The 25,039-nt window shown below is 63.1% G+C and carries 21 protein-coding genes and 1 pseudogene; 12 read left to right on the top strand and 10 right to left on the bottom strand.

The window, feature by feature from the left end:
• Positions 1–8 precede the first annotated feature (8 nt).
• A complete protein-coding gene (locus H2O77_RS10365; RefSeq protein ID WP_043336655.1) occupies positions 9–1,190 on the bottom strand; it encodes an MFS transporter in 1,182 nt (393 codons plus the stop codon).
• 422 nt (positions 1,191–1,612) lie between these two features.
• On the opposite strand from H2O77_RS10365, the gene H2O77_RS10360 reads away from it, so the two are divergent.
• From H2O77_RS10360 to H2O77_RS10350, 3 genes are all read left to right on the top strand, one after another.
• On the top strand, positions 1,613–1,885 hold the full coding sequence (locus H2O77_RS10360) for a hypothetical protein (protein WP_215822955.1): 273 nt from the start codon (positions 1,613–1,615) through the stop codon (positions 1,883–1,885).
• 44 nt (positions 1,886–1,929) lie between these two features.
• Positions 1,930–3,381 (top strand): sodium:solute symporter family protein, encoded by a 1,452-nt coding sequence (locus tag H2O77_RS10355; RefSeq protein WP_215824564.1) that lies wholly within the window; start codon positions 1,930–1,932, stop codon positions 3,379–3,381.
• A gap of 217 nt (positions 3,382–3,598) precedes the next feature.
• A complete protein-coding gene (locus H2O77_RS10350) occupies positions 3,599–4,828 on the top strand; it encodes a GGDEF domain-containing protein (RefSeq protein WP_215822954.1) in 1,230 nt (409 codons plus the stop codon).
• Between the two features lie 73 nt (positions 4,829–4,901).
• Here the strand turns inward: H2O77_RS10350 and H2O77_RS10345 are convergent, their stop codons facing one another.
• Positions 4,902–5,795 (bottom strand): LysR substrate-binding domain-containing protein, encoded by an 894-nt coding sequence (locus H2O77_RS10345; RefSeq protein WP_215822953.1) that lies wholly within the window; start codon positions 5,793–5,795, stop codon positions 4,902–4,904.
• Positions 5,796–6,135: 340 nt separating this feature from the next.
• Here H2O77_RS10345 and H2O77_RS10340 point away from each other — a divergent pair, with 340 nt between their 5' ends.
• The 5 genes and pseudogenes from H2O77_RS10340 (at position 6,136) to H2O77_RS10320 (ending at position 12,317) form a co-directional block, all read left to right on the top strand.
• Complete coding sequence (locus H2O77_RS10340; RefSeq protein ID WP_215822952.1) at positions 6,136–7,119, top strand: DMT family transporter; 984 nt, start codon at positions 6,136–6,138, stop codon at positions 7,117–7,119.
• A 303-nt stretch (positions 7,120–7,422) separates the two neighbouring features.
• Complete coding sequence (locus H2O77_RS10335) at positions 7,423–8,484, top strand: helix-turn-helix domain-containing protein (RefSeq protein WP_215824563.1); 1,062 nt, start codon at positions 7,423–7,425, stop codon at positions 8,482–8,484.
• A 221-nt stretch (positions 8,485–8,705) separates the two neighbouring features.
• Positions 8,706–9,326, top strand: a pseudogene (locus H2O77_RS10330) (trimeric intracellular cation channel family protein); the annotation flags it as partial.
• A gap of 415 nt (positions 9,327–9,741) precedes the next feature.
• Complete coding sequence (locus tag H2O77_RS10325) at positions 9,742–10,632, top strand: LysR family transcriptional regulator (protein WP_215822950.1); 891 nt, start codon at positions 9,742–9,744, stop codon at positions 10,630–10,632.
• 248 nt (positions 10,633–10,880) lie between these two features.
• The gene (locus tag H2O77_RS10320; protein WP_215822949.1) at positions 10,881–12,317 is read left to right on the top strand and encodes a nuclease-related domain-containing protein; all 1,437 of its coding nucleotides are present in this window, start codon (positions 10,881–10,883) and stop codon (positions 12,315–12,317) included.
• A gap of 98 nt (positions 12,318–12,415) precedes the next feature.
• On the opposite strand, the gene H2O77_RS10315 is transcribed toward H2O77_RS10320, so the two are convergent.
• Together H2O77_RS10315 and trxA are read right to left on the bottom strand one after the other, a co-directional pair.
• The gene (locus H2O77_RS10315; protein WP_215822948.1) at positions 12,416–13,534 is read right to left on the bottom strand and encodes an L-dopachrome tautomerase-related protein; all 1,119 of its coding nucleotides are present in this window, start codon (positions 13,532–13,534) and stop codon (positions 12,416–12,418) included.
• Between the two features lie 201 nt (positions 13,535–13,735).
• Positions 13,736–14,059 (bottom strand): thioredoxin, encoded by a 324-nt coding sequence (gene trxA, locus H2O77_RS10310; protein ID WP_054557199.1) that lies wholly within the window; start codon positions 14,057–14,059, stop codon positions 13,736–13,738.
• A gap of 501 nt (positions 14,060–14,560) precedes the next feature.
• On the opposite strand from trxA, the gene H2O77_RS10305 reads away from it, so the two are divergent.
• The 4 genes from H2O77_RS10305 (at position 14,561) to chrA (ending at position 18,934) form a co-directional block, all read left to right on the top strand.
• Complete coding sequence (locus H2O77_RS10305; protein WP_342357201.1) at positions 14,561–14,911, top strand: metalloregulator ArsR/SmtB family transcription factor; 351 nt, start codon at positions 14,561–14,563, stop codon at positions 14,909–14,911.
• 114 nt (positions 14,912–15,025) lie between these two features.
• Positions 15,026–16,075 (top strand): ArsJ-associated glyceraldehyde-3-phosphate dehydrogenase, encoded by a 1,050-nt coding sequence (locus tag H2O77_RS10300; RefSeq protein ID WP_215824562.1) that lies wholly within the window; start codon positions 15,026–15,028, stop codon positions 16,073–16,075.
• A 1-nt stretch (position 16,076) separates the two neighbouring features.
• Entirely contained in the window at positions 16,077–17,396 is a 1,320-nt protein-coding gene (arsJ, locus tag H2O77_RS10295; protein WP_215822947.1) for an organoarsenical effux MFS transporter ArsJ, read from the top strand.
• 263 nt (positions 17,397–17,659) lie between these two features.
• Positions 17,660–18,934 (top strand): chromate efflux transporter, encoded by a 1,275-nt coding sequence (gene chrA / locus H2O77_RS10290; RefSeq protein ID WP_215822946.1) that lies wholly within the window; start codon positions 17,660–17,662, stop codon positions 18,932–18,934.
• 133 nt (positions 18,935–19,067) lie between these two features.
• Here the strand turns inward: chrA and H2O77_RS10285 are convergent, their stop codons facing one another.
• From H2O77_RS10285 to H2O77_RS10260, 6 genes are all read right to left on the bottom strand, one after another.
• Complete coding sequence (locus H2O77_RS10285) at positions 19,068–20,273, bottom strand: GAK system CofD-like protein (protein ID WP_215822945.1); 1,206 nt, start codon at positions 20,271–20,273, stop codon at positions 19,068–19,070.
• A 178-nt stretch (positions 20,274–20,451) separates the two neighbouring features.
• Positions 20,452–21,126, bottom strand: coding sequence for an HAD-IB family hydrolase (locus H2O77_RS10280; protein WP_215822944.1), 675 nt, complete (start codon positions 21,124–21,126; stop codon positions 20,452–20,454).
• Positions 21,119–22,306, bottom strand: coding sequence for an ABC transporter ATP-binding protein (locus H2O77_RS10275; RefSeq protein ID WP_215822943.1), 1,188 nt, complete (start codon positions 22,304–22,306; stop codon positions 21,119–21,121). The genes H2O77_RS10280 and H2O77_RS10275 overlap by 8 nt, the downstream gene beginning before the upstream one ends.
• The gene (locus H2O77_RS10270) at positions 22,306–23,286 is read right to left on the bottom strand and encodes an ABC transporter permease (protein ID WP_215822942.1); all 981 of its coding nucleotides are present in this window, start codon (positions 23,284–23,286) and stop codon (positions 22,306–22,308) included. The genes H2O77_RS10275 and H2O77_RS10270 overlap by 1 nt, the downstream gene beginning before the upstream one ends.
• Positions 23,270–24,118 (bottom strand): ABC transporter permease subunit, encoded by an 849-nt coding sequence (locus H2O77_RS10265; RefSeq protein WP_215822941.1) that lies wholly within the window; start codon positions 24,116–24,118, stop codon positions 23,270–23,272. Before H2O77_RS10265 ends, H2O77_RS10270 begins: the two co-directional genes overlap by 17 nt.
• On the bottom strand, positions 24,118–24,951 hold the full coding sequence (locus H2O77_RS10260) for an alkaline phosphatase family protein (RefSeq protein ID WP_215822940.1): 834 nt from the start codon (positions 24,949–24,951) through the stop codon (positions 24,118–24,120). The genes H2O77_RS10265 and H2O77_RS10260 overlap by 1 nt, the downstream gene beginning before the upstream one ends.
• Positions 24,952–25,039 lie beyond the last annotated feature (88 nt).

Genomic DNA, 25,039 nt, shown 5'->3' with positions numbered 1-25,039 from the left:
GCGGCGGATCAGGCGGTCGCGATGGAAGACGCGTGACGCTTGTCGAGGCGACCGGCCAGCAGGGTCAGCAGCAGGGCGGCGGTGACGATCAGCGCGCCGATCCAGGCGGTGTCGGTCAGTGCCATCCCGGAGACCACCTGGCCACCGACGATGGAGCCCAGCGCGATGCCGATGTTGAAGGCGGCGATGTTGAGGCCGGAGGCCACGTCAACGGCCTGCGGCACGAAGCGTTCGGCCTGCTGCACGACGTAGACCTGCAGGCCCGGCACGTTGCCGAAGGCGAAGGCACCCCAGATCAGGATGGTGATCACGGCGGTGATCGGGTTGGCGGCAGTGAAGGTCAGCACGCCGAGGATGACGATCAGGCCACCGAAGATCAGGGTCAGGGCGCGGATCGGACCCATGCGGTCGGCCAGCTTGCCGCCCTGGATGTTGCCGATGGCGACCGAGACGCCGTAGACCAGCATGATCAGGCTGATGGCGCCTTCATTGAAGCCACTGACGTCCTGCAGCAGCGGGGCCAGATAGGTGAAGGCCGTGAAGGTGCCGCCGTAGCCGAGAATGGTGATCAGGTAGACCAGCAGCAGACGCGGATGGGTCAGAACCTTGAGCTGTTGGGCGAAGGTGGCCGGTACGCTCTTCTTGAGATTGTTGGGCACCAGGATGGCGCTGCCGATCAATGCCAGCACGCCGAGGACCGAGACCACGAGGAAGGTGGCGCGCCAGCCGAAGTGCTGACCGATCCAGGTGCCCAGCGGCACGCCGGTGACCAGAGCCACGGTCAGGCCGGTGAACATGATGGCGATCGCACTGGCTTCCTTGTCCTTGCTCACCAGGCTTGTCGCGATGGTGGAGCCGATGGAGAAGAAGACCCCGTGGGCCAGGCCAGTCAGGATGCGCGCCGTGATCAGCGAGCTGTAGCTGGGTGCCTGCCAGGCCAGCAGGTTGCCGGCGATGAACAGTGCCATCAGGGCCAGCAGTACCAGCTTGCGATTGAAGCGGCCGGTCATGGCGGTCAGCACGGGGGCGCCGATGGCGACACCGACGGCATACAGGCTGACCAGCAGGCCAGCGGAAGGCAGAGAGACGCTCAGGTCCTGAGCGATGGTGGGTACCAGTCCGACGATCACGAACTCGGTGGTCCCGATGGCAAAGGCGCTCAATGTCAGCGCCAGCAGGGCAAGGGGCATGGCAGTTCTCCATCAGCAATGGGTGGGTCTTGGATGCTGTGCAGTCTGCCGTGAGATACCTTTGTGATAAACGCACGAAATGATGAAATACTTTTGCATTTTTCGTAAAGATTGCCTGTGATGGCGTCTTTCTCCCATCCTTGCAGCGCCTTTCCCTGTCCCTGTCAGCTTTTGTCGTCATCTCGATCTCATGCCAGATGGCGCCACAGGGTGACTCAACAGCGTGATTCAACAGGGTGACTCAACCGGGTGACTCAACAGCGGGATTCACCAGGGTGACTCCACAGGGCGGGGCGCAGCGGCTACACTGCGCGCCGAGAATTTTCATTCACTCCCTGTTCACATCGGAGATCGTCTTGGCCGCGCCTAACACCCCGTCTTCCTCTCAGCCTGATGCCCGGACTGCAGAGATTCCCTGTTCCTTGCCGCGCCTCGTCATGCCCTCGACCTGGCGGGGCTGGAGCCTGCTGGTGATCTTCCTGCTGCTGGTCGTGATGGGTATCTGGCCGGTGATCGGCTGGATCAACCAGCAGACCCTGTTGTGGGGCATGCCGTCATTGATCATCTGGAGTTACCTGATCATCTTCGCCTGCAGTGGCGCGATGTTGTTAGGCAATTGCCTGTTGCGCCGTCGCCACGGCGCAGACCCGCTGTCGAAAGCGGCCGCTGGCGAAAGAGACGGAGGCGCCGCGTGATTGATCCGCATGCCTTTTCGTCCGTGCATGACAGCGTGCCCTTGATGGTCACGCTGGGGTATGTCGTCCTCGCCATGGCCATCGGTCTCGGCGCGCGGGGTGGCCGCCGCATGGACACGCTGGAGCAGTGGGGAGTCGCCGGGCGCTCGATGGGGCCCGTGACACTCTATCTGTTGATCGCCGCCGGCAGCGTCAGTGCCTACACCTTCATGGGCGCGCCGGGCTGGGCCTACAGCAAGGGCGTGCCGGTGTTCTATGTCGCCATCTATCTGGCCTATCTGGCGCTGGTGGCCTGGTACTTCGGTCCCAAGGTGTGGAAGTTCGGCGAGCAGTTCGGGCATGTCACCCAGGCAAGCGCGATCGCGGACCGCTATCAGAGCCCTCTGCTGGGGGCGCTGTCGGCGCTGGTGATGTCGATTGCCTCCATCGCCTATGCAGTCCTGCAGACCATCGGCTCGGCCTATATCCTGCTGGTGATGAGCGGCGGGCGCATTCCGCTCTGGGCTGGCGTGTTGCTGGTGCTCAGCGCGATCGCCGTCTATCTGTTCGTCAGCGGCCAGCGCGCCATCGGGCGTACCAATGCCTTCCAGGGCGTGCTGATGCTGGTCGTTGCCTGGGTGATCGGCCTGTGGGCGGCCTATCTCTCCACCGGCGAATGGGGCTTCAGTGGCGTGTTCACGCGTCTTGAGGCCAGCCATCCGGAGTATCTGCGTCTGCCCGGCGCCGGCGGCGACATGAGCTTCAGCTTCTGGACCACCTCGATCATCGTCTCGATGCTGTCCTTCATGCCGCCGGTATGGACCCAATGGATGAGCGCGGCCTCCGCCGGCACCATCCGCCGCAGTGCCAGCTGGCTGCCGACCTACTATGTGGTGATCCTGCCGCTGGTGGTGGTCGGCTTCATCGGTATCTACAGCCTGCCGGAGCTTGCGCGCGCCGACACCGTGGTGCTCGAATACGCGATGGCCAACATGCCGGTCTGGCTGGTGGGCCTGTTGGGCGCGGGCACGCTGGCGGCCTCGATGTCCTCCAGCGAGCCCTTCATTCACTCGGTGGCCCTGAGCCTGAGTCGTGATGTGCTGCAGCCGGGCCTCAAGCTTGATGACCAACGCGCTGGCAAGCTGGCGCGCTGGCTGATCTTCCCGGTGATGTTCCTGGTCGTGGCACCCCTGGCGATCTGGGAGCCGGGCAATCTGGTGATGATCCTCTTGATCGGGCTGGGCTTTGCCTCTCAGGTATTGCCGGCATTTGTGGGCATGTTCTTCTGGCCGCGTGCCTCGGCGGCAGGTGTCATCAGCGGCATCAGTGCCGGCTTCGTGGTCACGGTGCTGTTTACCGTCGTATGGCCGCATCCGCTGGGCCTGCATGCCGGTTTCTGGGGGCTGATGCTCAACCTGCCGGTCTTCGTGCTGGTGTCACTGCTGACACGGCCGGTGGATGAGGCGGTGACGTTGCGCTTCTTCCGCATCGCCGCCCCCTGGAGTCTCAAGCGCTGAGATTACGCAGGAAAGATCGCGGGCGAAGTGATGTCGGGGGCATCACTTCGCTCTGATAATCGAGCGTTTGGCTCTACCAAACAGTTGTCTGAAATTTGGACAAGCGTTTGACAAGGTTGTGAACGATTGTCACGTTTGCGCCCGAGCGCTTATTGATCCGTGTCGCCTTGTATAGAGTGAGATCATTGATTGGCTGTCCTCAAGGGAGGGGACGTGAATGAATGATCTGATGGTGCAGGTGGACAGACAGATACAGCGTGAGGGCGGTCTGGGAGTGCATTTCCCGGCCGAGATAGAAGCGCGCTTCGAGCACGATATCCATGTCGCGCGCAGCCACAAGCTTGCCTGCATGGGCGCGGTGGCGATCAGTATCTATGTGCTGTTTCTGCTCAATGACTGGCGCTTTCGCCCAGACCACATGCTGGAGGCCATCGTCATTCGCGTCGGGGTCATGACGCCCATCGCCCTGATCTGCATCTACCTGCTCAAGCGGGGTGTCTCGCCGGTACTGCGTGAGATGTTGATGACCGCGCTGGTGTGCTTCGCGATGATCTTCACGGCCCTGTTGATCCAGTTGTCAGTCTCGCCACATTCCTTCCTCGACCTGTTCGCACTCGGCCTTATCGTGCTGGTGGGCAATGTCCTGTTTCAGCTGCGCTTCTGGTATGCCCTGTGCTCTTCGGCCTTCCATTTCGGCGTGATGCTGTATCTGGTCAATGCCCATCCTGCGCCCTATGCCTCGGCGGGTTTCATGGCGTTGATGGTGTTTCTGTCCATCACGCTGTTTTCGATCATTTCCAATCTGCGCAGCGAAAAGGCCGAGCGCCTTTCCTACCTGCTGTTGCTGCGAGAGCAGCTCAGGGTCGAGGAGTTCACCGAGAAGAATGAAGAGTTCCGACGCCTGGCCTCGATCGATCCCTTGACCGAAGTCTATAACCGGCGTCACTTCGACAGTCTCGTGAGCTCCCTGCTCGGCAAGCAGGTCGACAGTCGGCTTCAATACGGCGTGGCCATGATCGATGTCGACCATTTCAAGGCCTACAACGACCACTACGGCCACGTGAAAGGGGACCTGTGCCTCAAGCGTATCGCGACGGCCATCTTTGAAAGCGTGCACCCCGATGTCGATATCGTGGCGCGTTTCGGGGGCGAGGAGTTCGTGGTGCTGCTGCCATCCTGTACGCCGCAACAGGCATTGGCGCGCGCAGAAGAGATTCGCCGCCATGTTCGCGACCTGGCGCTACCGCATGGGGGGAGTTCACGCCATGGCATCGCCACCATCAGCATCGGGGTCTCTGCCGCCGGCACCGGCCAGGGCTGCAGCTTCGAGACCATCCTCAAGCAGGCGGATGAGGCGCTTTATCGTGCCAAGGCCTCGGGACGAGATCGCTGCGAGCTGTTTGCTCAGCAGGATCAGCAAGCATTGGGCCGAGCCTTCGCCGGCTAGCGTCGTGGTGTCGTCGCGGTGGTGTCATGGTGGTGTCGTGGAGTCTGAGACGAGAGCCCAAGGGGGCGTGCGCTCACGTCTCGTGTGACAGCCCCAGCTGCTGGCGAAGCCACGGCAGCATGATCTGCTCTGCCTGATGCGCCCGCGCCCCGGGATAGACCAGATAGAATCCCTGGCCCTGGTCCGGCAGACCACACAGAGTGACCAGTTGCCCCTTCGCGATGCCTTCCGCCGCCATCAGGCGCGGTGTCAGCGCGATACCTTGATCTGCCAGAGCGGCATCGATCGCGAGACTGGTGTGATTGACCCAGAGGCGATCGGCCTTCTCCAGGCCCGAGAAGTGCGCCGCAAAGGTATGCCACCCCTGATGGCTGTCCTCGATCAATACGCACCCGCGCATATCGAGCCTATCCAGTCGCTCGCCCAGCTGTTCCCGATAGCCGGGACTGCAGACGGCGATACGCTCAAGCCCCGTCAACCATATCGCCTTGAGTCCGGCGTCATGCTGGCCATAGCCCTGGCGGATGGCGAGATCGATCCCGTCCTGATGCAGATTCGAAAGTCCTTCGCTTGCGTGTACCCGCAGTTGCCATTCGGGATGTGCGTGGCGAAAGCTTGCCAGGCGGGGCATCAGCCACTTGGCGGCAAAGGAGGGCGGTACGCTCAATGACAGGGTGGTGTCAGCGGGGTCATGGCTGGCATCGCGCACGGCCTTGTCGATATTGCCCAGCGCCAGGGCGATCTGCTCATGAAAGCGCTGGCCTGCGTGAGTCAATGCCAGACCACGTGGGAGACGATGGAAAAGCTTTATCCCAAGCTGTGTTTCCAGCTCGCGTACACGCTGCGCCACGGCGCTTTGGGTGAGCGACAGCTCTTGGGCCGCGCGGCGGAAATTGAGATGGCGCGCTGCCGCATCAAAGGCTGGCAGCGCGCCCAGGCGCAGTTTCGTGTTCAGGTTCTTGCTCATGTCAGGGACGTGCTCATGTTCAGGCTCGTGTCAGGGGCTCATGCTCAGAGCCATGCTCATGCTCAGAGCCATGGGCGCTTGGCCGGCAGGGGGCGATGAGGCCCCTCCGGCGCCAGCACGCTATCTGAGCGGGAAGCCGACGCACCGCGTGTGACGTCATATGGCACAAGAGTGAAGATTTTCTACAGGGTAATGCAAATAATGCCCGCTTGTCGCGACGCGGAGCACAGCCGAACATGGCGCTATCGGTCCCACATGGCGCTATCGGTCCCACATGGCGCTATCGCCAGGGGCGCCATGTGGTTGGCTCCCCAAGTATCCTCGCCACAAGGAGTACCCCATGCCTCGCTCACGATTCTCGGCACATCTTGCCTTTCTGGCGCTCGGTACCATCTGGGGCAGCAACTTCCTGTTCATGAAATGGGCGGCAGAGTGGATCACCCCGGGTCAGGTGACCTTGCTGCGTGTCGTGGCAGGCTTCATCCCCCTGGCCCTCTATGCTGCCTGCCAGGGCGTTCTGCACCGGGCGCACTGGCGCCATCTGCATCACTTCGTTGTCATGGCCCTGCTGGCGACGGCGCTGTACTACCTGGCATTCGCCTATGGCAGTTCGGTATTGCTGTCGAGTGTCGCGGGCATGCTCAGTGGCGCCATCCCGCTCTTCACCTTCGTGGCGGCGGCCTTGTTCCTGCGTAACGAGCCGATCAATGTACGTTCGATCACCGCCACCTTGCTCGGCATCATCGGTATCGCGCTGATTGCCCGCCCATGGCAGGGCCTGCAGGCAGACGTCTCGCTGGCGGGCGTGGCCGCCATGCTCGGCGGCGCGATGTGTGTCGGCTTGTCATTCGTCTATGCCAAGCGCTTCGTGATGCCGTTGGCGATTCCTTCGCTGGCCCTGGCTACCTATCAGACGGGGATTGCCACTCTGCTGCTGCTCGCTGTTATCGACCTTGAGGGTATCCTGGCGCTGAGCAACGACGGCGTTGCCTTGACCGGGCTGGTAATCGGCCTCGGGGTGTTGGGAACCGGCGTAGCCTATGTGCTTTATTACTTCATCGTCGGCGAACTTGGCGCCATCAAGGCCTCTGGCGTGACCTACCTGCCCCCGGTGGTCGCCGTCATCATCGGAGTGCTGCTGATAGGGGAGCCCATCCGCGGACTCGACCTGCTGGCAATGGCGATCATTCTGGTGGGTGTCATCCTGTTGCAATCCGCGCGTAAGAAGCAGGAGGTTGCGCCTCCCAAGCCAGACGACAACGAGACTGAACAGGTATTGCCTCGCTCAGGCGGCCTCGAGACCTCGAATCACTCGGCGCGATGATCAACACCTGGGAATCACGACTGAGGCCGCAGCAGAGAAGCACGACTGAGCATCGCAACTGCATCTCGCGATAGTGATGGGAAATGATCGAACGCCTGATGCTGCACCCTGCCTGTGAGCGGGGTGCAGCATCATGTTTCAGCCGGTGTGACCTGTCTCAACCCTGTGCCACTTAACTCCCGTGCCTGACACGGGTAAGGTTGAGGCAAATGGCCACAGGTTGATGAAATTTGCCTCATGTCTGAACCGCAGCCCGACCCCTCTGAATCCTCCGGGCTTTCAGAACAGCCCGCGCCATCCCGCATGCCTCCTCTAGCGTCGGCGACGGCGTCGGAGCCTCTCTCTGCGCCGTATCCGCGCCCGGATTCACCGCCGCTGCTGGCACCGGGGGCCGCCGAGCACACGCTGAATGTCTGGTTGGTGCCGCGCTTCTCGATGTTGACGTTGTTCTGCCTGCTGGAACCGCTAAGGGTCACCAATCGCTTCGGACGGCCGCTGTTCGCCTGGCGTCTGCTGTCCAGTGATGGCGAGGCTGTCGTGGCCAGCAATGGCGTGCGCATCGACGTCGATGGTGCCTTGTCGTCTCTGGTCGATGAGCCGTCGTCGGGTGGCCAGAGTGGGGCGCAGACGCGCTTGATGGTGGTGTCATCCTACGGACCGGAAGTCAGCGTCGGCAGCCAGGCGCGTGGCGTGATTCGCCATCTGGCAGCCCACGGCGCCTGGTTGGGAGGCTTGGATACCGCCCCCTTCATTCTGGCGCGCGCCGGGGTGCTCGCCGGTCATCGGGTCGCCCTGCACTGGGAGAGCGTGCCGGCCTTTCGCGAGGAATTTCCTCAACTCGAGATCAGTCAGGCCGACTATGAATGGCAGGGCGAGCGGCTGACGGGGTCTGGCGGCGCGGCCAGTATCGACATGATGCTGGCGTGGATCGAGTTTCTGTACGGGCCGTCGCTGGCGGACGCCGTCGGGCGGCAGCTGGTGCATCAGCGCGGGCATCTGGCCACGCCTGCTGCCGTCAGTACTCGAGACGATTCGCTGCCACGCAGTGTGGTCAAGGCGCTGGCCGTGATGGAGGCCAATCTTGCCCAGGTGCTCTCGATCCCCGACATCTGCCGTCTGGTCGGCCAATCCCAGCGCCAGCTGACGCGTCTGTTCATGGCGCATTTTGAGGAAACGCCCAAGCAGCGCTATCTCGGCATGCGCCTGGATCATGCCCGGTGCGTATTGGCCGACAGCAGTCGCAGCGTTTCCCAGGCGGCTCTCGGCGTCGGATTCACGCATCTGGCGCACTTCTCGCGTGCCTATCGTCAGCGATTCGGTGAGCCGCCCAGCGCGACCGCCCGCCGTGGTCAGGCCACGCCCTGAAGCGGGTCATTATCCTCCGCCCCTCAAGGCGGCGCGGATGACGTCGAGGGCACAAAAAGAGCCGCAAAAGGGAGTATGATCGCGCCGCTGCGCCGCTGCGCCGCTGCACCGAAACGCCATCGCAGCAGACGACTTGGCAGAGGGTGCCATCAGGGTTCACGACAAGCATATACGCCATTGTTTCATGCGCACGCCAGCGCACTGCAGGAGGCTTCACGAGAATGAACTGGATAACCTGGCTCGACCTGGCCGGTGTGATGATCTTTGCCCTGACCGGTGTCGTCGTGGCGTGCCGTTCACGCATGGACCCGATCGGCATGCTGGTGCTGGGCGCCGTGACCGGTATCGGCGGCGGTACGCTGCGTGATCTCGTGCTGGGAATCGGCCCGGTGTTCTGGGTCGAGCAGCCGATCTATCTGTGGGTCATCCTGTTGACGGTAATGGTGGCGACGCTGGGCTTTCATTATATCCACCGCCTGACGCGGGTTTTCCTGCCGGTCACCGATGCCTTCGGGTTGGCGTTGTTTACGGTGCTGGGTGCGCACAAGGCGCGCATGCTGGGCGTGGATGGCATCGTGGCCGTCTTGATGGGCACCATGAGCGGCGTGGCGGGTGGCATGATTCGCGATGTGCTCGCGCGCCGTGTGCCGATGGTGCTGCGTCAGGAAATCTACGCCTCGGCGTCGCTGGCGGGTGGCATTCTCTATATCGCGCTTCTCGAGGCGGGCGTTGGCCTGGCGTGGGCCACCGGCGCTGCCATCTTGCTGATACTGGCGATTCGCCTGCCGGCGATCTATTGGCATCTGACCTTGCCGACCTTTGCCTGGGTGATCATCCCGCCACCCCCGCTGGCTTCGCAAGACAGTGGCCAGAGGCATGATCAGGCCCCGTCGGGGGCAGAGGGCACGGGCGGGGAGAGTCGCGAGGGCGTGCACGCCGCGCCAGATGGCAGACCTCGTCAGCGCTCGGAATTCGCGACGACGCTGGGCGGCTCGGTCGGCGCCAGCGATGTCTCGCCCTCAGGTCAGCTGGAGACACCACCGGCGCCTCCGTCATTGCCGCGGCGCACGCCCAAGGCACGCGTCAGGATGCTGCGCCCCGGCGAACGCCGCCGTGGTGGGCTCTAGGCGACATCCTTTTGCTGAGTGATTTGATTGGCAAGCCATATTGCAGAAGCGATCATGATGCGCATCATTATTGTGATTTCTGCAAAGATGCATGGGACCATGCATGTTGCACTTTCAAGGAGATCACAGCATGCGCAGCCGTTCGGATGACCTCGAGTTGCTACTGGCCGTGGTGGATAGCGGGGGCTTCAGCGCCGCCGCCAATCGGTTGAACATTCCGGTGGCCAAGGTATCGCGGGCCATTCAGCGCCTGGAAGGTGAGCTGGAAACGCCGCTGCTGAATCGCACCACACGCAGCGTGGCGCTGACCGATGAGGGACGCGGCTTCGTCGAGCGCGTGCGCGAGGGCTTGTTGCTGCTCGGCAGTGCCGAAGAGGCTCTGTTGCAGCAGCGCGATCAGCCCAGCGGGCGGCTGCGTGTCGATGCCGCGAGCCCCTTCGTGCTGCATCAGCTGGTGCCGCTGGTCGCGGAGTTCTCCCGCAGCTATCCCGGCATCGCGCTGGAGCTGTCAGCCGCCGATGACATCATCAACCTGCTGGAACAGCGTACCGATGTGGCTATCCGCATCGGCGAGCTGGATGACTCCACGCTGCACGCCAAGGTGCTGGGGCGCTCCACGCTGCATCTGGTCGCAAGCCCTGCCTATCTGGCCGAGCATGGCGTGCCGTCCAGTGTTGCGGCGCTGCAGACCCATCAACTGCTGGGGTTTCTGCCCCCCAGTCGTCTCAATCGCTGGCCGCTCAAGGGTGCCGCACAGGGCTTCGACACGACACCTCATCTGCCGACCACCAGTGGCGAAGTCATGCGTCAGCTGTGCCTGGCGGGACATGGTATCGCCCTTATCTCGCGCTTCATGCTGGGCAATGACCTCAAGACCGGCGCTCTGGTGGAAGTGTTGCCCGGCCAGATCCAGAGCCCCAATCCCCGCGAGCAGATCCAGGCGGTCTATTACCGCAACAGTACGCTGTCGCCGCGTATCAGCGCTTTCGTCGAGTTTCTCGCCACCCGCCTGACGCTGTGAGTGGCTTATGTCTGGCGCCCCAGATTTGCCCTGACAACAGCGGATAAAGGGGCGCTAATTTGTCCTGGCACAGAGTTTTAACGATTATCCCGCACCTGAAGCATGGCAGAGGAGTCGGGCTGATTTAAATAAAGTTTATAATCTATTGATGAAATCTGTTTATTGACGCATGTTGCATGGCGTATTTTACGGGCAATAGCGATATATTGGGCTGACAAGGAAGTAATCAGCGCTTCAGGGACGAGCAGATGATAGCCAAGGAAAAAGAGGCCTACAGTGGCGACGATGAGCGCGCCAGGTACGGTCACCGCCAGGAAGAGGATGTGGCCTTCCATCTACGGCGTGCCTTCGGGGATGACCCCGAGGTCGTGATCTTCAATGATCTGCGACTGAAATACGGTGAGGAGAATGCCCAGATCGATCATCTGGTCATGCATCCCTTCGGCTTCATCATCATCGATTCGAAAAGCATCACTGGTGAAGTCAGGGTCAATGCGGCAGGTGAATGGCAGCGCAGCTATCGGGGCAATTGGTCTGGGCTCAAGTCACCACTGCGTCAGGCGGAATTGCAGCAGGATATTCTCAAGCGCCTGTTGATCGAGCATCGCACTCGTTTGATGAACAAGACTTTGGGGCTGCAAGGCGGCTTTGCCGGTCGACAATGGAAAGTGCTGTGCGCCGTCTCGAGCAATGCCATCGTGCACCGTGACGATATGGCCAAGGGGGTCTCGGCTCAGGTGGTGAAGCCGGAGTTTCTTCACGAGCAGGTCAGTGGTCTGATCGGGGCGCGTTCGATGGTCAAGCGTGCCTTGCTGTTCGATACGCGTCCGGAGTTCACCAAGGATGAGCTTGAGCGTGTCAGCGAGTTCCTGCTTAAGCAGGACGCCCGTTCGCGTCGCGCGCATGCCGTCGAGAGCGTCCGTCGCGAGGTGAGTCGTCGCCCGCCGCCGGCAGCGAAGACGCCTGATGCCGCTGACAGTGCTGCGAGTCGATGGGCGGTCAATGAGGGTGGTATCCGCGAATCTGCCAGCAAAGTCCTCGCCAACAAAGACCTCGGTAGCAAAAATCTCGTTAACAATGGCGCGGGCTACAGTGCTCATGGCGGCAATGGCATTGGCGACAGTGCGCCTGGCAGCAATGGGCGTGGCGAACAGGAGCGCGGCAGCCAGGGGCGCTGTAAACAGAAGCAGCGCGCCATGGCCAGGCAGGGAGGCGATTCGAGTGCAGTGGCAGTTGCCATCCCCGCCGCCGCGGCAGTCAATGAGGCGAAGGCAAGCGCCGAGAGCGTCGCTAAGCCCAAAGCTGAACCCAGAGCCGAAACACCAGCGCCGCCAACCGAGGCACCAGTCGGGTCGCCAGTGCCTGAAGCGTGCTTGGCCTCGCCCCAGTTGAGCGAGCATCTCGACAGAATTGCCGCACGCCTGAAGGCTTCCGCCACCACGCAAGCGCCACCGCAAGTGCGTGTCCAGTGCCAGAAATGTCAGGAAAAAGATGCACTGCTGGGGCGTTATGGCCCCTACGGCTATTACGTCAAATGTCAGGTCTGCAACGCCAATACATCACTCAAGCAGGGCTGTCCGGCCTGCGAGCATCACAGCGTACGCCTGAGCAAGTCCGGGGCGGTCTACTCGGGGCATTGCCCGCAATGTGAGCACGAGTTCGTGATATTCCGACAGCCCGACTGATGTGGTGCCTTGCAGAAAGACAACGCCCGCATTCCTGACCAAGGAATGCGGGCGTTGCCATTCAGAGGGTCGACTCGATGGACCTCTCTACAGCCGACTCAATTATCGACGGGCCAGACCTTGAAGATACGGTACGGCGCCTGGCCGCTGTCCTTGCCGTCATTGAAGGGCGGCGTGCTGTCGAGCTGGTTGACGGTGACATAGAGCCAGCCGTCGGCTGCCATGCGCACGCCATCCGGCCAGTCGAGACGCTCATCGCGCACCAGCGGCGTCAGTTTGCCATCGGCGCCCAGCACATCCAGCCCATGCTGATTGAGGTTGGTGAAGTAGTGGGTGCCCCCAGCGGTATCCGCGCCGTCGGAAACGGGCTTGTCGCCGACGCGGGTGATGGCAGCGGCAATGGTGGCGTGATCGGCGCCTTCGCGCAGCAGTCTGGCCGGTACGCTGTACCAGCTGTGGCCGGTCATGGCGCCGAAGAAGACTGTCTCGCCATCGCCGGACAGGGTGATCGGGTCGACGCCGACCTTGGCAGGCTTGCCATTGAACTGGACGTCCTTGCCATCGATCTTGAGCGTGGCACCGGGTTCTGCCTCAAGCGCCGGATGCTCGCTGAAGCGGGTGGCCTCGCCGCTCTCCAGGTCGACGGTGATCAAGCCCGGATTGGCGATGTCTGCCAGATAGGCCACGCCGCGGCTGCGGTCCACTGCCAGGTCCTGCACGAAGCTGCCCTCGGGGGCGATATTCGCAGGCAGAGTCAGCTTGGTAATCAGCTTGCCCGAGGCAATATCGAAGCCCCACAGGCGGGTCTTGCCCAGATGCAGCCCCATGTCGGTGATCCACAGACCGCCCTGGCCATCCTGATAGATGCCCAGCGGGGAATCGATGGTGGCGTCGCCGTAGCGGCCGGCATGCGTCTGCAAGGCGGGGGAGGGCCAGGCGCGATAGCTGTTCTGGCCGGTGATCTCGACCAGCTGCACGTCGTGATCCCCATCCATCGGGTGGATGGTGGCGAAGACCTGCCCATTGGGCGTCACCGCCACATTGCCGGGGCGAATCTGCATGACGGCGACAGAGCGCATTTCACCGTAGGCAGGCCCGGCCTTGAGCGCTGAGGTGGTGGCCGGCAGGGTCGTATGGCCGTTGGCGCAGCCCGTCAGCAGGCCGGTAAGCAGGGCGACCATGCCCAGATGTCGGGTCGAACGGACGGGGTCAGGCATCAATGTTTCCTTATCGTGGTAATGCTGGTGTTACTGTCGCGATGAGCGATATCTTGAAGGCAGGGATTTCTCTATGACGATAATTGCCTGAAAAATCATGGGCATAGAGTAACCTAAAGCACCGTTCAGACCAAAAAAAACGCCCTCATGGAGGGCGTTTTTCTTACAGCGTCAGTGCCTTGCGGCCAGCGGCCGATTCGATCAGGCGTGACGCGAGATCATGGCGTCGAAGTTTTCCTTCGGCTGGACGCCGGTCAGGGCTTCGAGCTTCTCACCGGACTTGAACAGCGCGATGGTCGGCAGGCCGCGGACGCCATTCTGGGCGGCGAGGTCCGGTGCATCATCGACATTGATGGCTACGACCTTGAGGGCATCACCCTGTTCTTCGGCGATGGATTCGACGATCGGGTCGAGCATCTTGCACGGGCCGCACCAGGGTGCCCAGAACTTGACCAGCACCGGCTGCTCGCTCTCGATGACTTCCTGGGTGTAGTTGCTATCGACGACTTGTGCGAAATCCGCCATTTGTCTCTCCTGTGCATCACGAGGGATGCGTGATTCAAAAGGGCACTTGGTGTGCTTGATGGGCACACACTAACGCTGCTCGACTTTTGTTCGCAAGCGCATTCGCTTTTGAGGCCAGGCAACATATGCGTGCCGTTTGCGCAACAGTGGCGATGGTGTGACCGCCTACCCGCTGGTACACCGAGCCAAGCGACACTCTGATCGCGCTTCATTTGCCCTCCATTCAACATCCACTCGCTCTCCATCGCTGTCATCGATTCCCGCGACGACTGTCATCCAACTGTCATGCATGTGTCACTTGATATATGGAAAAACACATATATGATATTTCGTATGTCACCGCGCTTCAGCCGGCTGGCAGGCAACCTGCCTTGCCATGCGTCAGGTGCCGGTGAGAGGGAATCGGGAGGGGAGAAAGATGGCTCAGGCATACGCGAGGACATCGCCATGAAACCGTCAACCAATGACGTTATTGATGGAGTGGGAGACATGGCGGCCTGCCTGACACCGTTGCAGGTCTTCAAGTGCCTTGCCGAGGACACTCGCCTGACCGTCGTGCAGCTGTTGGCCCAGATGGAAGAGCTGTGTGTCTGTGAGCTTATCTGGCTGCTGGAGCAGCGCGCCATGCCCATCTCCCAACCCAAGGTCTCGCGGCATCTCGCCCAGCTGAGAGATGCTGGCCTGCTGACCAGTCAGCGGCGTGGCCAGTGGGTGCACTACCGCCTGGCACCTGACCTGCCGGCCTGGTGCCATCAGATTCTCGCGACCCTCTGTCAGGCCAACGCCCGCGAGGTGTCGCGCTGGGTGGCGTGGCTGGAGACGATGCCCAACCGCCCTGTGCGCTGCTGCTGAGTGCACAGGGCCTAGAACGTTAGCCGAATCTTTTTGAACACTCTCAAGGAAATGCCCATGTGTCCTGCTCATAGCGCTCCGTCCTATTCCTCATCCATCAGCGTGCCGGAGGGCATGCCGGCCCTGCGCGTCGGTATCAACGGCTTCGGGCGCATCGGTCGTCTCGCACTGCGCGCGCTGTGGAAGCTGCGCGAGGACATCGCGCTGGAGGTGGTGCGTATCAATGACCCGGGTGGCGATGCCGCGACCTTCGCCCATCTGCTGGAATTCGATTCCGTGCATGGCCAGTGGTCGCCGGGCGCCGGTATCACCAGCGACGCGGACTCCATCACCCTCGATGGTCAGCGCACGGCATTCTCAAGCCAGCGTGAGATCGGTGACACCGACTGGTCGGGCTGCGATGTGGTAATCGAGGCTTCCGGCAAGAAGAAGAGCACCGAGGTGCTGAACGCCTATCTCGAGCAGGGCGTCGCGCGGGTCGTGGTCTCCGCGCCGGTCAAGGAAGAGGGCGTGCTCAACATCGTCATGGGCGTCAACGACCACCTCTACAACGCCGATGAGCATCGCATCGTGACGGCGGCCAGCTGCACCACCAACTGCCTGGCGCCGGTGATCAAGGTGATTCAGGAGCAGTTCGGCATTCGTCATGGCTCCATGACCACCGTGCACGACATCACCAATACCCAGACGATTCTGGATGCGCCGCACAAGGACCTGCGCCGCGCGCGGGCCTGCGGCATGAGCCTGATTCCGACGACCACCGGTTCCGCCAAGGCGATCAGCGCCATCTTCCCGGAGCTGGAAGGCCGCTTGAACGGCCACGCCATTCGCGTGCCGCTGGCCAATGCCTCCCTGACCGACATGGTGTTCGAGCTCAACCGCGAAGTGACGGTGGATGAGGTCAATCAGGCGCTGCAGAGCGCGGCGGAAGGTGAACTGGCCGGCGTGCTGGGCTACGAGACACGCCCGCTGGTGTCGATCGATTTCCGTACCGATTCCCGCTCCAGCATCATCGATGCGCCCTCGACCATGGTCGTCGCGGGCACCCAGCTCAAGCTGTACGCCTGGTATGACAACGAGTGGGGCTATGCCAACCGCACCGCAGAGCTGGCGCTGAAAGTGGGCCTGGGTGATCTGGCCGACGCCAGCACACGGGAGCGCTGAAATGCTTGCCCGCCTGCGAGAGCTGCCCCATGAGGTGCGCCAGTACCTGCTGGTGACGGGGAATTACTGGGCCTTCACGCTGACGGATGGCGCACTGCGCATGCTGGTGGTGCTGCATTTCCATTCGCTGGGCTATTCGGCGCTGGACATCGCGCTGCTGTTCCTGTTCTACGAAGCCTTCGGTGTCGTCACCAACCTGGTCGGCGGCTGGCTGGGGGCGCGGCTCGGCCTCAATCGCACCATGAATGCGGGGCTTGCGATGCAGCTGGTGGCGCTCGGCATGCTGTTGGTGCCGGAGCCCATGCTGACGGTGGTCTGGGTGATGATCGCCCAGGCGCTGTCGGGCATCGCCAAGGACCTCAACAAGATGAGCGCCAAGAGCGCCATCAAGGTGCTGGTGCCGAAGGGGCAGCAGGCGGCGCAGTCGCAGAGCGCGCTGTATCGCTGGGTCGCGCTGCTGACCGGCTCCAAGAATGCCCTCAAGGGTCTGGGCTTCTTCCTCGGTGGCGCGGCGCTCAGTCTCATCGGCTTCCAGGGCACGGTGTTGGCCATGTGGCTCATGCTGGCCGTGGTGCTGGTGCTGTCACTGCGCAAGCTCTCGGCATCGCTGGGGCAGAGCAAGGCCAGCCGCAAGCCGGCGTTTCGTGAGATGTTCTCGACCTCGCGGGCGGTCAATGTGCTGTCGGCGGCGCGCATGTGCCTGTTCGCTGCACGTGATGTCTGGTTCGTGGTCGCCTTGCCGGTCTATCTGGCCGAGGTACATGGCTGGAACTTCTGGACAGTCGGTATCCTGATGGCCGCGTGGGTGATCGGTTACGGCGGGGTGCAGACCCAGGCCCCGCACATCACCGGGCCGATCGCGCGTCGCTTGAGCGGTGATGCGGGCGTGCGCTGGATGACCGTGCTGCTGGCCGGCGTGCTGGCGTTGTTGCCCGCGCTGATGGCGAGCATGTCGCTGGACGCGCAGCAGGGCGGCGATGGCAGTGCGGCCATCCTGTTGGGGCTGGCACCCCTCGAGTGGTTGATCATCGGTCTGCTGGTGTTCGGCGTCATCTTTGCCGTCAATTCCAGCTGGCACAGCTACCTGATCGTGCGCTTCGCGCGCAGTGAAGGCGTGTCGATGGATGTCGGCTTCTATTACATGGCCAACGCCATGGGGCGCCTGCTGGGCACGTTGCTGTCCGGTTGGCTCTATCAGGCCTATGGTCTGGAAGCCTGTCTGTGGTGGTCGGCGGCACTGGTGGCGGCGAGCGCGGTGATGGCCATCGCGTTGCCCTCGGACACGCAGCATGCTTCCACTCAGGAGACGTCGGCCAACTGAAGCCTTCGCCGGGCACCTGACGCCTAAGCCCTTATGCAGGAAGCCCTTATGCAGGAAGCCCGTCCCAACCATGGGGCGGGCTTCCTGTCATCTGGCGACGATAGTCTGGTGGGTGATGCAAGGGGCGAGAGGATCAGCTCATTGCGCATTCACCTGATGTCACCGTAGCGTCAGCAAGTGAAAATTCTTTCGTATAGCTCTTGCTAAGCCCCTCGCTGGATTTCTGGTCGTTATCCTTTCCTTTCCGCTCCAAGAGAAACGTCATGTCACATCCGGATGAAACTACCCAGCGTGAGCGCGACCACGCGCCTGATGCCCCGCTTGCGAGCGACAAGGCGCGGCGCAGTGAAGTGCTGCGCACCTTCTTCACCTTGGGGCTGACCAGCTTTGGCGGCCCGATAGCTCACCTCGGATACTTCCACGATGAGCTGGTACGCAGGCGAGGCTGGTTGAGTGACAAGGCCTACGCCGAGCTGGTCGCGCTCTGTCAGTTTCTGCCGGGGCCGGCCAGCAGCCAGGTCGGTTTCGCGCTGGGCATGGTGCGTGGCGGTGGCGTGAAGGGCGGGATATTGGCGTGGATCGGCTTCACCTTGCCGTCTGCGTTGGCGTTGCTGGTATTGGCGCTGGTGGCGGGCAGTCTCGAAGGGCCGCTGGCCTCGGGGGTGATCCACGGCTTGAAGCTGGTGGCGGTGGCCGTCGTCGCCCAGGCGATCTGGGGCATGGCGCGCAAGCTGTGCCCGGACTTGCGGCGTACCTGTCTGGCGCTGTTGGCCATGCTGGGCCTGGCGCTGGCACAGAGCGCCTGGACGCAGGTCGCCTGGGCGCAGGTCGGGGTGATCGCGATGGGCGCAGTGCTCGGCAGCCTGCTGTGTCGTGATGACAAGGCGGAATCCGTGCGCCAGCAAGCCCAGGCCGCGGGGCTGTCACTGCCGGTCTCGCCGCGCCTGGCGCGCTACTGCCTGGTCGCGTTCTTCGTGTTGTTGATCGGTCTGCCGCTGGTGGCATCGGGCAGTCTGGTCGATATCTTCTACCGTGCCGGGGCGCTGGTATTCGGGGGCGGGCACGTGGTGCTACCGCTGCTGGAGGCCTCCACCGTCGAGACGGGCCAGATCGCGGCCGATACCTTCCTCACCGGCTATGGCGCCGCCCAGGCAGTGCCGGGGCCGCTGTTCACCTTTGCCGCCTGGCTGGGGGCCGGCATGGCGCAGGTGGGCGGCGGTTCGGCATTGCTCGGTGCCGTCATTGCGCTGTCGAGCATCTTCCTGCCGGGGATTCTGCTGCTGATCGGCGTGGCGCCTTTGTGGGGGCGTCTGCGCGCCCGCGCCGGGGCGCGCGCTGCGCTCGCCGGCGCCAATGCGACCGTGGTGGGCGTGCTGGGCATGGCGCTCTATGACCCGCTGTGGACCACCAGCGTGCTGAGCCGCACGGACCTGGTGATCGCGCTGGCCGCCTTCATCGCTCTGACGCGTTTCTCGCTGGCACCCTGGAAGCTGGTGCTGGGGATGGTGATCCTCGGCGCGGTGCGTGGCGTGATCTAAGTCTCGACGTCGTATCTGACAAAAGAACGCCCCCGTCTGCTGTTGGCAGGCGGGGGCGTTCTTGTTCTGTAGAGCAGTTCATGCAGAGCAACTCATGCCGAGCAACTTCAGGCAGAGCAGCTCGCGGTCGGTGTCACACCAGCGACAGCAGCGCGGTGACCAGCAGCTCGTTGTCATAGTAGGGTGCGCTCTGCTCGCTGATCAGGCGGGTGTCGATCACGGTGATGCCCATGCGCTCGAGCGCCTCGATGCAGGGGCCGCCGGGATAGTCACCGCGCTGGCTGTCGAGGAGCACGATGTTGAGCAGGTTCTCGGTGGGGCAGTCTTCCATGCGGCCGGTCAGGTCGGCACACAGGGTGTCGAGCAACACGCTGACCAGCTCATCCATGCGCTTGCCGGTCTGCTCCGGGTCCGGGCAGCAGTTGGGGATATAGACCTTGGGGCAGGGGTTTGCCAGCACCGCGCGCCCGACGCCCTTGGGCAGCAGATTGGCGAGCACGCTGGAGTAGAAGCTGCCGGGAGGGAAGCAGATCAGTTCGGCCGACTCGATCAACTGTCGATTGTTGGCGTGCAGCTCCGGCACCACGGGCACATGGTGGTCGCCCTCTGTCGCGGCCAGACGCATGCGCGCGATGGGCGAATCGAGGGGGGCGACTTCCTTGCCGGTGATGCGATGCTGACCGATGATCTCGCGACCATCTTCCAGCGTCACCGCCAGATGACAATCGGCATTGACCACGGCGCGTACCGTGCCGCGTACATGTACCAGCTTGGAGAACAGGAAGATGATCTGATCCAGCTGCTGGTGATGGTTCAGATAGCCGCCGGCAATGATCAGATTGCCGATGCTGGCGCCGCGCAGATCGAAGCCTTCCGGCATGGCGTCGATGAGAAAGCCCAGCTGATGGCAGATCAGGGTGCGCATCGGTTCCGCGACCGCCATGGTCAACGGATGACGCCCGGCTGCCAGCTCGCGCAGCGTGGCGTGCAGCATCTCCGGGCGCGCTTCACGCGGCAGGCGGTGGGTAAACAGGCGATAGATCTCGGGATGGCCCAGGACGCTGTCATCGGCCAGCGCCATCAGGCGTGATCGCAGATCGCCGATGGCGGGCATCGAGAAGGCGTCGCGCAGTTTGGCCGAGCTGCCACCGGAATCAAACGGCGTCACCAGATGGATGCTGTGGTGGGTATAGCGGGTCAGGGTGCGCGAGACCCCGGTCAGTGCGGTGCCGCCACTGAAGAACAGCACGCGCGGGCCGACTTCGGGGGCTTTCAGATAGCGCCTGACGCGCATGGGATCGGGTACACGTGCGGTCCGACTGACCCTGACCTTGGCCATTGCATGGCTTCCTTTATGCTTGCATTTTTGGCATAGAGTGCCTTTTTTTACGCCCAGCGTCGCCTATTATGCACTTTCTCTCAATTCCAGCGCAGGGACTCTCGATCCCAGTCTCTCGACCCTAGCCCAGCGTCTCTTGTTGCCAGCCTGGCTTCCCTCATTGCCAACCCGGTTTCCTTCATTGCCAGCGTAGTGTCTGCCAGGCGCGCTGTTGCGCCAGGCTGGCGAGGGTCGGGTCCGGGTGGACGGCGAAGGGGTGATCGACGAATTCCAGCAAGGCCAGATCATTGCGTGAATCGGAATAGCCCCAGCTGGGCACTCCGGTACTGTGGCTGGCGTGTTGCTGCTGCCATGCCTTGAGAGCCGCGAGCTTGCCCTCGCGGAAGGTGCGAATGCCACAGGCGCGCCCGTTGTAGCAGCCTTGCTCGGTCTCAAGGGCCGTGGCCAGGGCCGCGTCCAACGCCAGGCGCTCGGCGAGAGGGGCGACCAGATGCGCCGTCGAGGCCGAAATGATCACGACCTGATGATTCTGCGCGCGGTGCCAGTGGATTCGCTCCAGCCCCTCACGATACAGGCGCGGCATCAACTCGGCATCGAGAAAGCGTGCCACCTCGGCATCGACCTCACTGACGGCGCGCCCTGCCAGCGGGGCCAGCAGGTGGGTCAGGTGGGTCTCCATGTCGAGCTTGCCGGCCGCGTAGTCCAGCATCTGTTGTGCCCAGATCGCGCGATATTCCTCTCCATCGGCGATCCAGCCCCTTGCGATCAACCAGTCGGTCCAAAGCCCCGTGGCATCGCCCTCGAGCAAGGTGTCGTCGAGATCGAAGATGGCAAGCCCTGTGATGTCATCCATGGGACACCTGCGACGTGGCGGTGGTCTCGTGCCCGCCCAGCGCCTGAACCTCATCCAGATCGGCGTGCAGCATCACGCGCAGATGGCGCGGCAATAACTGCCGAGCGCTGCGATTGAGGACATCGACATTCAGGCGCAGTCCCTGACAGTCCACCTCGTAGCGCACGATATTGCCGAGCAGCTGGTGGCGGCGAATCACGCCCGGGCAGCCGGGGCCGGCATTGTCCGGCAAGGGCTGGGTCGGGAAGTTGGCATGTTCATCCTGTTGTCCCTGGGGGCTGGTGTCCGGTTGCAGATACAGCGCTTCCGGACGCAGTGCCACGCGCGGGCTGTCACTCTCGTAGCCGAGCAGCGGGCGCGCCAGCTCGCGACCGATCAGGTTGTAATGCCCCATGAAGCCCGCCGCCGTGGCATCCACCGGCCGGGTATACAGCGACTCGGCATTGCCCTGTTGCAGGATGCGCCCCTGATGCATCAGGAAGATGCGGTCCGACAGCAGCAGCGCCTCCTCCTGATCGTGGGTCACGAACAGGGTGGTCAGGCCGAGGCTCTTCTGGATATCGCGGATCTGATCACGCAGATGGCGGCGGATACGTGCATCGAGTGCCGACAGCGGCTCATCCAGCAACAGGATCTGCGGCTCGACCACCAGCGCGCGTGCCAGTGCCACACGCTGACGCTGACCGCCGGACAACTGGTGCGGGAAACGCTGCGCCTGATCGGTCAGCTCCACCAGTCTGAGCACCTCGCTGACACGCCGCTCGCGCTCTTCCGGGCGCACCTTCTTCATGCGCAGCCCGAAGGCCACGTTGTCCGCCACCCGCATGTTGGGGAACAGCGCATAGTGCTGGAAGACCATGCCGATGCCGCGACGCTGCGGCGGCAGCGACGTGATGTCGTGACCATCGACGATGATCTGGCCTGCATCGACATCATTGAGGCCGGCGATGGCGCGCAGCAGGGTCGACTTGCCGCAGCCGGAGGGCCCGAGCAGGGTGATGAATTCACCCCGCGCGATCTCGGCCTCTATCTCGGCGAATACCTGGGTCTTGCCGAAGCTCTTGGCCAGGCCATTGAGCTTGAGGTAGTGCTGGTCGGCGGCGCGTTCGCGCAGGGCACTGGTCAGAAGGCCGCCGGCGCTCTGGCTATCGAAAGTGGTGGCGGTGTCGATGGCAAGCATCAGCGGTCCCCTCGGGGTGCGGAGTCTGACGACTGGTGAGTGGTGTGGCGCGGCTCGGGGTCGGCGCTCGGCACCGGGCCGGGCAAGCCGTCGGTTATGGCGGTGGCCAGCGCCTCGTCGGGGTCATCCGCGGGCATCTCCTGCTCGGCGGGCTGACGATTGCCGAGCCAGGTCAGGATCAGGGTGAACACGAACAGGGTGATGACCAGGGCGCTGGTGAAGTGGCCGCTGGCGCCGCGGATATTGTTCAGATAGACCTGCAGGGTCTCGAAGCGTGTGCCGACCAGCATGTTGGCGAACACGAATTCGCCGGCCAGGAACGAGAAGGCCAGGAAGACGGCAATCTGGATGCCGACGCGAATATTGGGCAGTACGACCAGGAAGAACGCCTTGAGCGGACTCGCCCCCAGCAGTTGAGCGGCCTCCATCAGGGACGCCACGTCCAGCGCGCGCAGGCTGTTGGCCAGGGCGCGGTACATGAAGGGCAGCACGATGGTGAAGTAGGTGGGGATCAGGATCCACGGCGTGCCGACGATGGCCAGCGGGCCGCCTGCGTAGAGCTGCAGCAGGCCGACCGATGACACGATGGGCGGCACGGCGAAGGGCAGCAGGATCAGCCCATTCATCACGCTGTCGAGGCGCGGATAGCGTGTGTGGGCGAGAAATACCACCGGCACGATCAGCAGCAACGACAGTGCCAGCGCGCCGACGGCGACCAGCAGCGAGCGCCCGAACGCCGCCAGAAAACGCGGTGTGGTCCAGAGCTCCAGAAACCATTTCACGGTCAGGGCGTCGGGAGTCAGGCTGGCGCCCCAGCGTGTCGCCAGGGCGTAGAACAGCGTCGCGATCAGCGGCAGTGCCAGCAGCGCGAAGACACTGGTGACGATGAAGGTGTAGATGTTCACGCGGCGCAGGCGCGCCATCAGGCTGGGCAGCAAGGGCTTGCCGTGGCGATAGGGCAGTTCAGCGGGAAGTGACATGGTAGCTCCTGCGCATGAGCCATTGCTGAATCAGCGTGACGATGACGAGAATGACGACCAGCACCAGGGCCAGTGCGCTGGCCAGTTCCGGCTGCAGGAACAGGTCGCCGGAGACCAGATTGGCGATGCGGATGGTCATCAGGTTGTAGCTGGTGTTCACCAGCGCATAGACGGTGGCGTAGGCGCCCATGGCATTGGCGAACAGCACGGTGAGCGTGCCCGCCAGTGACGGCCACAGCACCGGCAGGCCGATGTGCTGCCAGTAGGCGAGGCGATTGGCGCCCAGCAGGCTGGCGGCTTCACGCCACTCCGTCTTCAGGGTGCTGAAGGCGGGATACAGCAACAGGATGCCCAGCGGAATCTGGAACCAGGTGTAGATGACGATCAGGCCGGTGCGCGAGTAGAGGTTGAAGTCCTCGAGCAGACCAAAGCGCTCCAGCATCAAGGTCAGCATGCCGTTGGCGCCCATCAGGATGATGAAGGCGAAGGCCAGCGGGACACCGGCGAAGTTGCTGGTCATGTTGGTGAAGGCGATCATCATGCGCGTCAGGCGCGGGCCGCAGCGGTGCATGCTGTGACAGGTCACGGCGGCGATCGCCAGCCCCAGCACGCTGGACATGAAGGAGATCTCGAGGCTGCGCCAGATGGCCTGGCGGAAGAAGGCCGACGAGGCGATCTCGTGAAAGTTGGCCAGCCCCCAGCCCGTGGGGGTCTTGAAGGCGCTGATCATCACCCACACCAGCGGCGCGATCTGGAAGGCGCCGAAGATCAGCGCAAACGGCAGCAGCCACATGACGGGGCTGGTCAGGCGGCGCTTGAAGGCGGCAGGCATCACTCGAGGCCTCGCGTGACAGCATGGCTCGCCAGCAGCGACGGATTGCTCGCCTTGCTGTGCTCAAGCCCCAGCAGTGTGGCCAGGGTGCCGCAGAGCTCGCGTTGCTTGAGATCCGTCGCGGCGCCATTGGCGAAGGCGGTGCCGAAGGTCCACAGCGGCACGCGACGCTCCTCTTCCAGCAGGCCGGAGTGTGAGCGGTCGGCATTCATGCCGTGATCGGCGGTGACCATCACCTGATAGCCGGCTTCCAGCCATGCCGGCAGATAGTCGGCCAGGGCGACGTCGGCACGCCGCGCGGCGTTGCGATACTGCGGCGTGTCGCCGCCATGACGATGGCCGGCATCGTCGATGTTCATGCTATGCACCAGCAGGAAATCCGGGTCGTGACGCAGGCGCAGCATTTCGGCGTCACTGAACAGATGGTCATCCGGATAATGATCCTGCCAGTAGAAGATGCCCGCCTGGATGGCGGATTCCGGGTTGTCGAGCCAGCGATGGCGGGCCGGCACGAAGGGGGCCGCGACATAGAGTTCGCTGACCCAGTGATAGGCGGCGGCAGCCGTGCGCTTGCCCTGCTGGCTGGCAAGGTCGAACAGGCTGATGCCGCGTGAACGGCGCACGATACCGTTGTTGACGATACCTGAGTCGACAGGCAGGTCGCCGGTCAGCAGGCATTCATAGAGCGGGCGCGACATGGCCGGCAGTTCGCAGTCCAGTGATTGATACTGGCCACGGCCGGCCTCGACCAGGGCACTCAGATAGCCCATGGCATGATGACCCACGGCATGGTTGAGGCCGTCGAGCACGACAAGAATGACACGCTGAGACATGGTGACTCCGTGAAGCTCAAGACGGCACCGCAAAGGCGATGCCGTCTGTCAGGATGGTGCGCGCTCTGCTCGCGTGAAGCAGAGGCCG

The organism is Cobetia sp. 4B (assembly GCF_018831605.1).
In the GTDB taxonomy this organism is placed as follows: domain Bacteria; phylum Pseudomonadota; class Gammaproteobacteria; order Pseudomonadales; family Halomonadaceae; genus Cobetia; species Cobetia amphilecti.
Note: the sequence above shows the minus strand (reverse complement) of the source record. Positions and strands in the feature narration are given on the sequence as shown.

Excerpts from the sequence above, each read along its gene's own strand:
- H2O77_RS10365 (WP_043336655.1), bottom strand. The coding sequence starts at position 1,190 with ATGCCCCTTGCCCTGCTGGCGCTGACATTGAGCGCCTTTGCCATCGGG.
- H2O77_RS10355 (WP_215824564.1), top strand. The coding sequence starts at position 1,930 with ATGGTCACGCTGGGGTATGTCGTCCTCGCCATGGCCATCGGTCTCGGC.
- H2O77_RS10350 (WP_215822954.1), top strand. The coding sequence starts at position 3,599 with ATGAATGATCTGATGGTGCAGGTGGACAGACAGATACAGCGTGAGGGC.
- H2O77_RS10345 (WP_215822953.1), bottom strand. The coding sequence starts at position 5,795 with ATGAGCAAGAACCTGAACACGAAACTGCGCCTGGGCGCGCTGCCAGCC.
- H2O77_RS10340 (WP_215822952.1), top strand. The coding sequence starts at position 6,136 with ATGCCTCGCTCACGATTCTCGGCACATCTTGCCTTTCTGGCGCTCGGT.
- H2O77_RS10335 (WP_215824563.1), top strand. The coding sequence starts at position 7,423 with ATGCCTCCTCTAGCGTCGGCGACGGCGTCGGAGCCTCTCTCTGCGCCG.
- H2O77_RS10325 (WP_215822950.1), top strand. The coding sequence starts at position 9,742 with ATGCGCAGCCGTTCGGATGACCTCGAGTTGCTACTGGCCGTGGTGGAT.
- H2O77_RS10320 (WP_215822949.1), top strand. The coding sequence starts at position 10,881 with ATGATAGCCAAGGAAAAAGAGGCCTACAGTGGCGACGATGAGCGCGCC.
- H2O77_RS10315 (WP_215822948.1), bottom strand. The coding sequence starts at position 13,534 with ATGCCTGACCCCGTCCGTTCGACCCGACATCTGGGCATGGTCGCCCTG.
- trxA (WP_054557199.1), bottom strand. The coding sequence starts at position 14,059 with ATGGCGGATTTCGCACAAGTCGTCGATAGCAACTACACCCAGGAAGTC.
- H2O77_RS10300 (WP_215824562.1), top strand. The coding sequence starts at position 15,026 with ATGCCGGCCCTGCGCGTCGGTATCAACGGCTTCGGGCGCATCGGTCGT.
- arsJ (WP_215822947.1), top strand. The coding sequence starts at position 16,077 with ATGCTTGCCCGCCTGCGAGAGCTGCCCCATGAGGTGCGCCAGTACCTG.
- chrA (WP_215822946.1), top strand. The coding sequence starts at position 17,660 with ATGTCACATCCGGATGAAACTACCCAGCGTGAGCGCGACCACGCGCCT.
- H2O77_RS10285 (WP_215822945.1), bottom strand. The coding sequence starts at position 20,273 with ATGGCCAAGGTCAGGGTCAGTCGGACCGCACGTGTACCCGATCCCATG.
- H2O77_RS10280 (WP_215822944.1), bottom strand. The coding sequence starts at position 21,126 with ATGGATGACATCACAGGGCTTGCCATCTTCGATCTCGACGACACCTTG.
- H2O77_RS10275 (WP_215822943.1), bottom strand. The coding sequence starts at position 22,306 with ATGCTTGCCATCGACACCGCCACCACTTTCGATAGCCAGAGCGCCGGC.
- H2O77_RS10270 (WP_215822942.1), bottom strand. The coding sequence starts at position 23,286 with ATGTCACTTCCCGCTGAACTGCCCTATCGCCACGGCAAGCCCTTGCTG.
- H2O77_RS10265 (WP_215822941.1), bottom strand. The coding sequence starts at position 24,118 with ATGCCTGCCGCCTTCAAGCGCCGCCTGACCAGCCCCGTCATGTGGCTG.
- H2O77_RS10260 (WP_215822940.1), bottom strand. The coding sequence starts at position 24,951 with ATGTCTCAGCGTGTCATTCTTGTCGTGCTCGACGGCCTCAACCATGCC.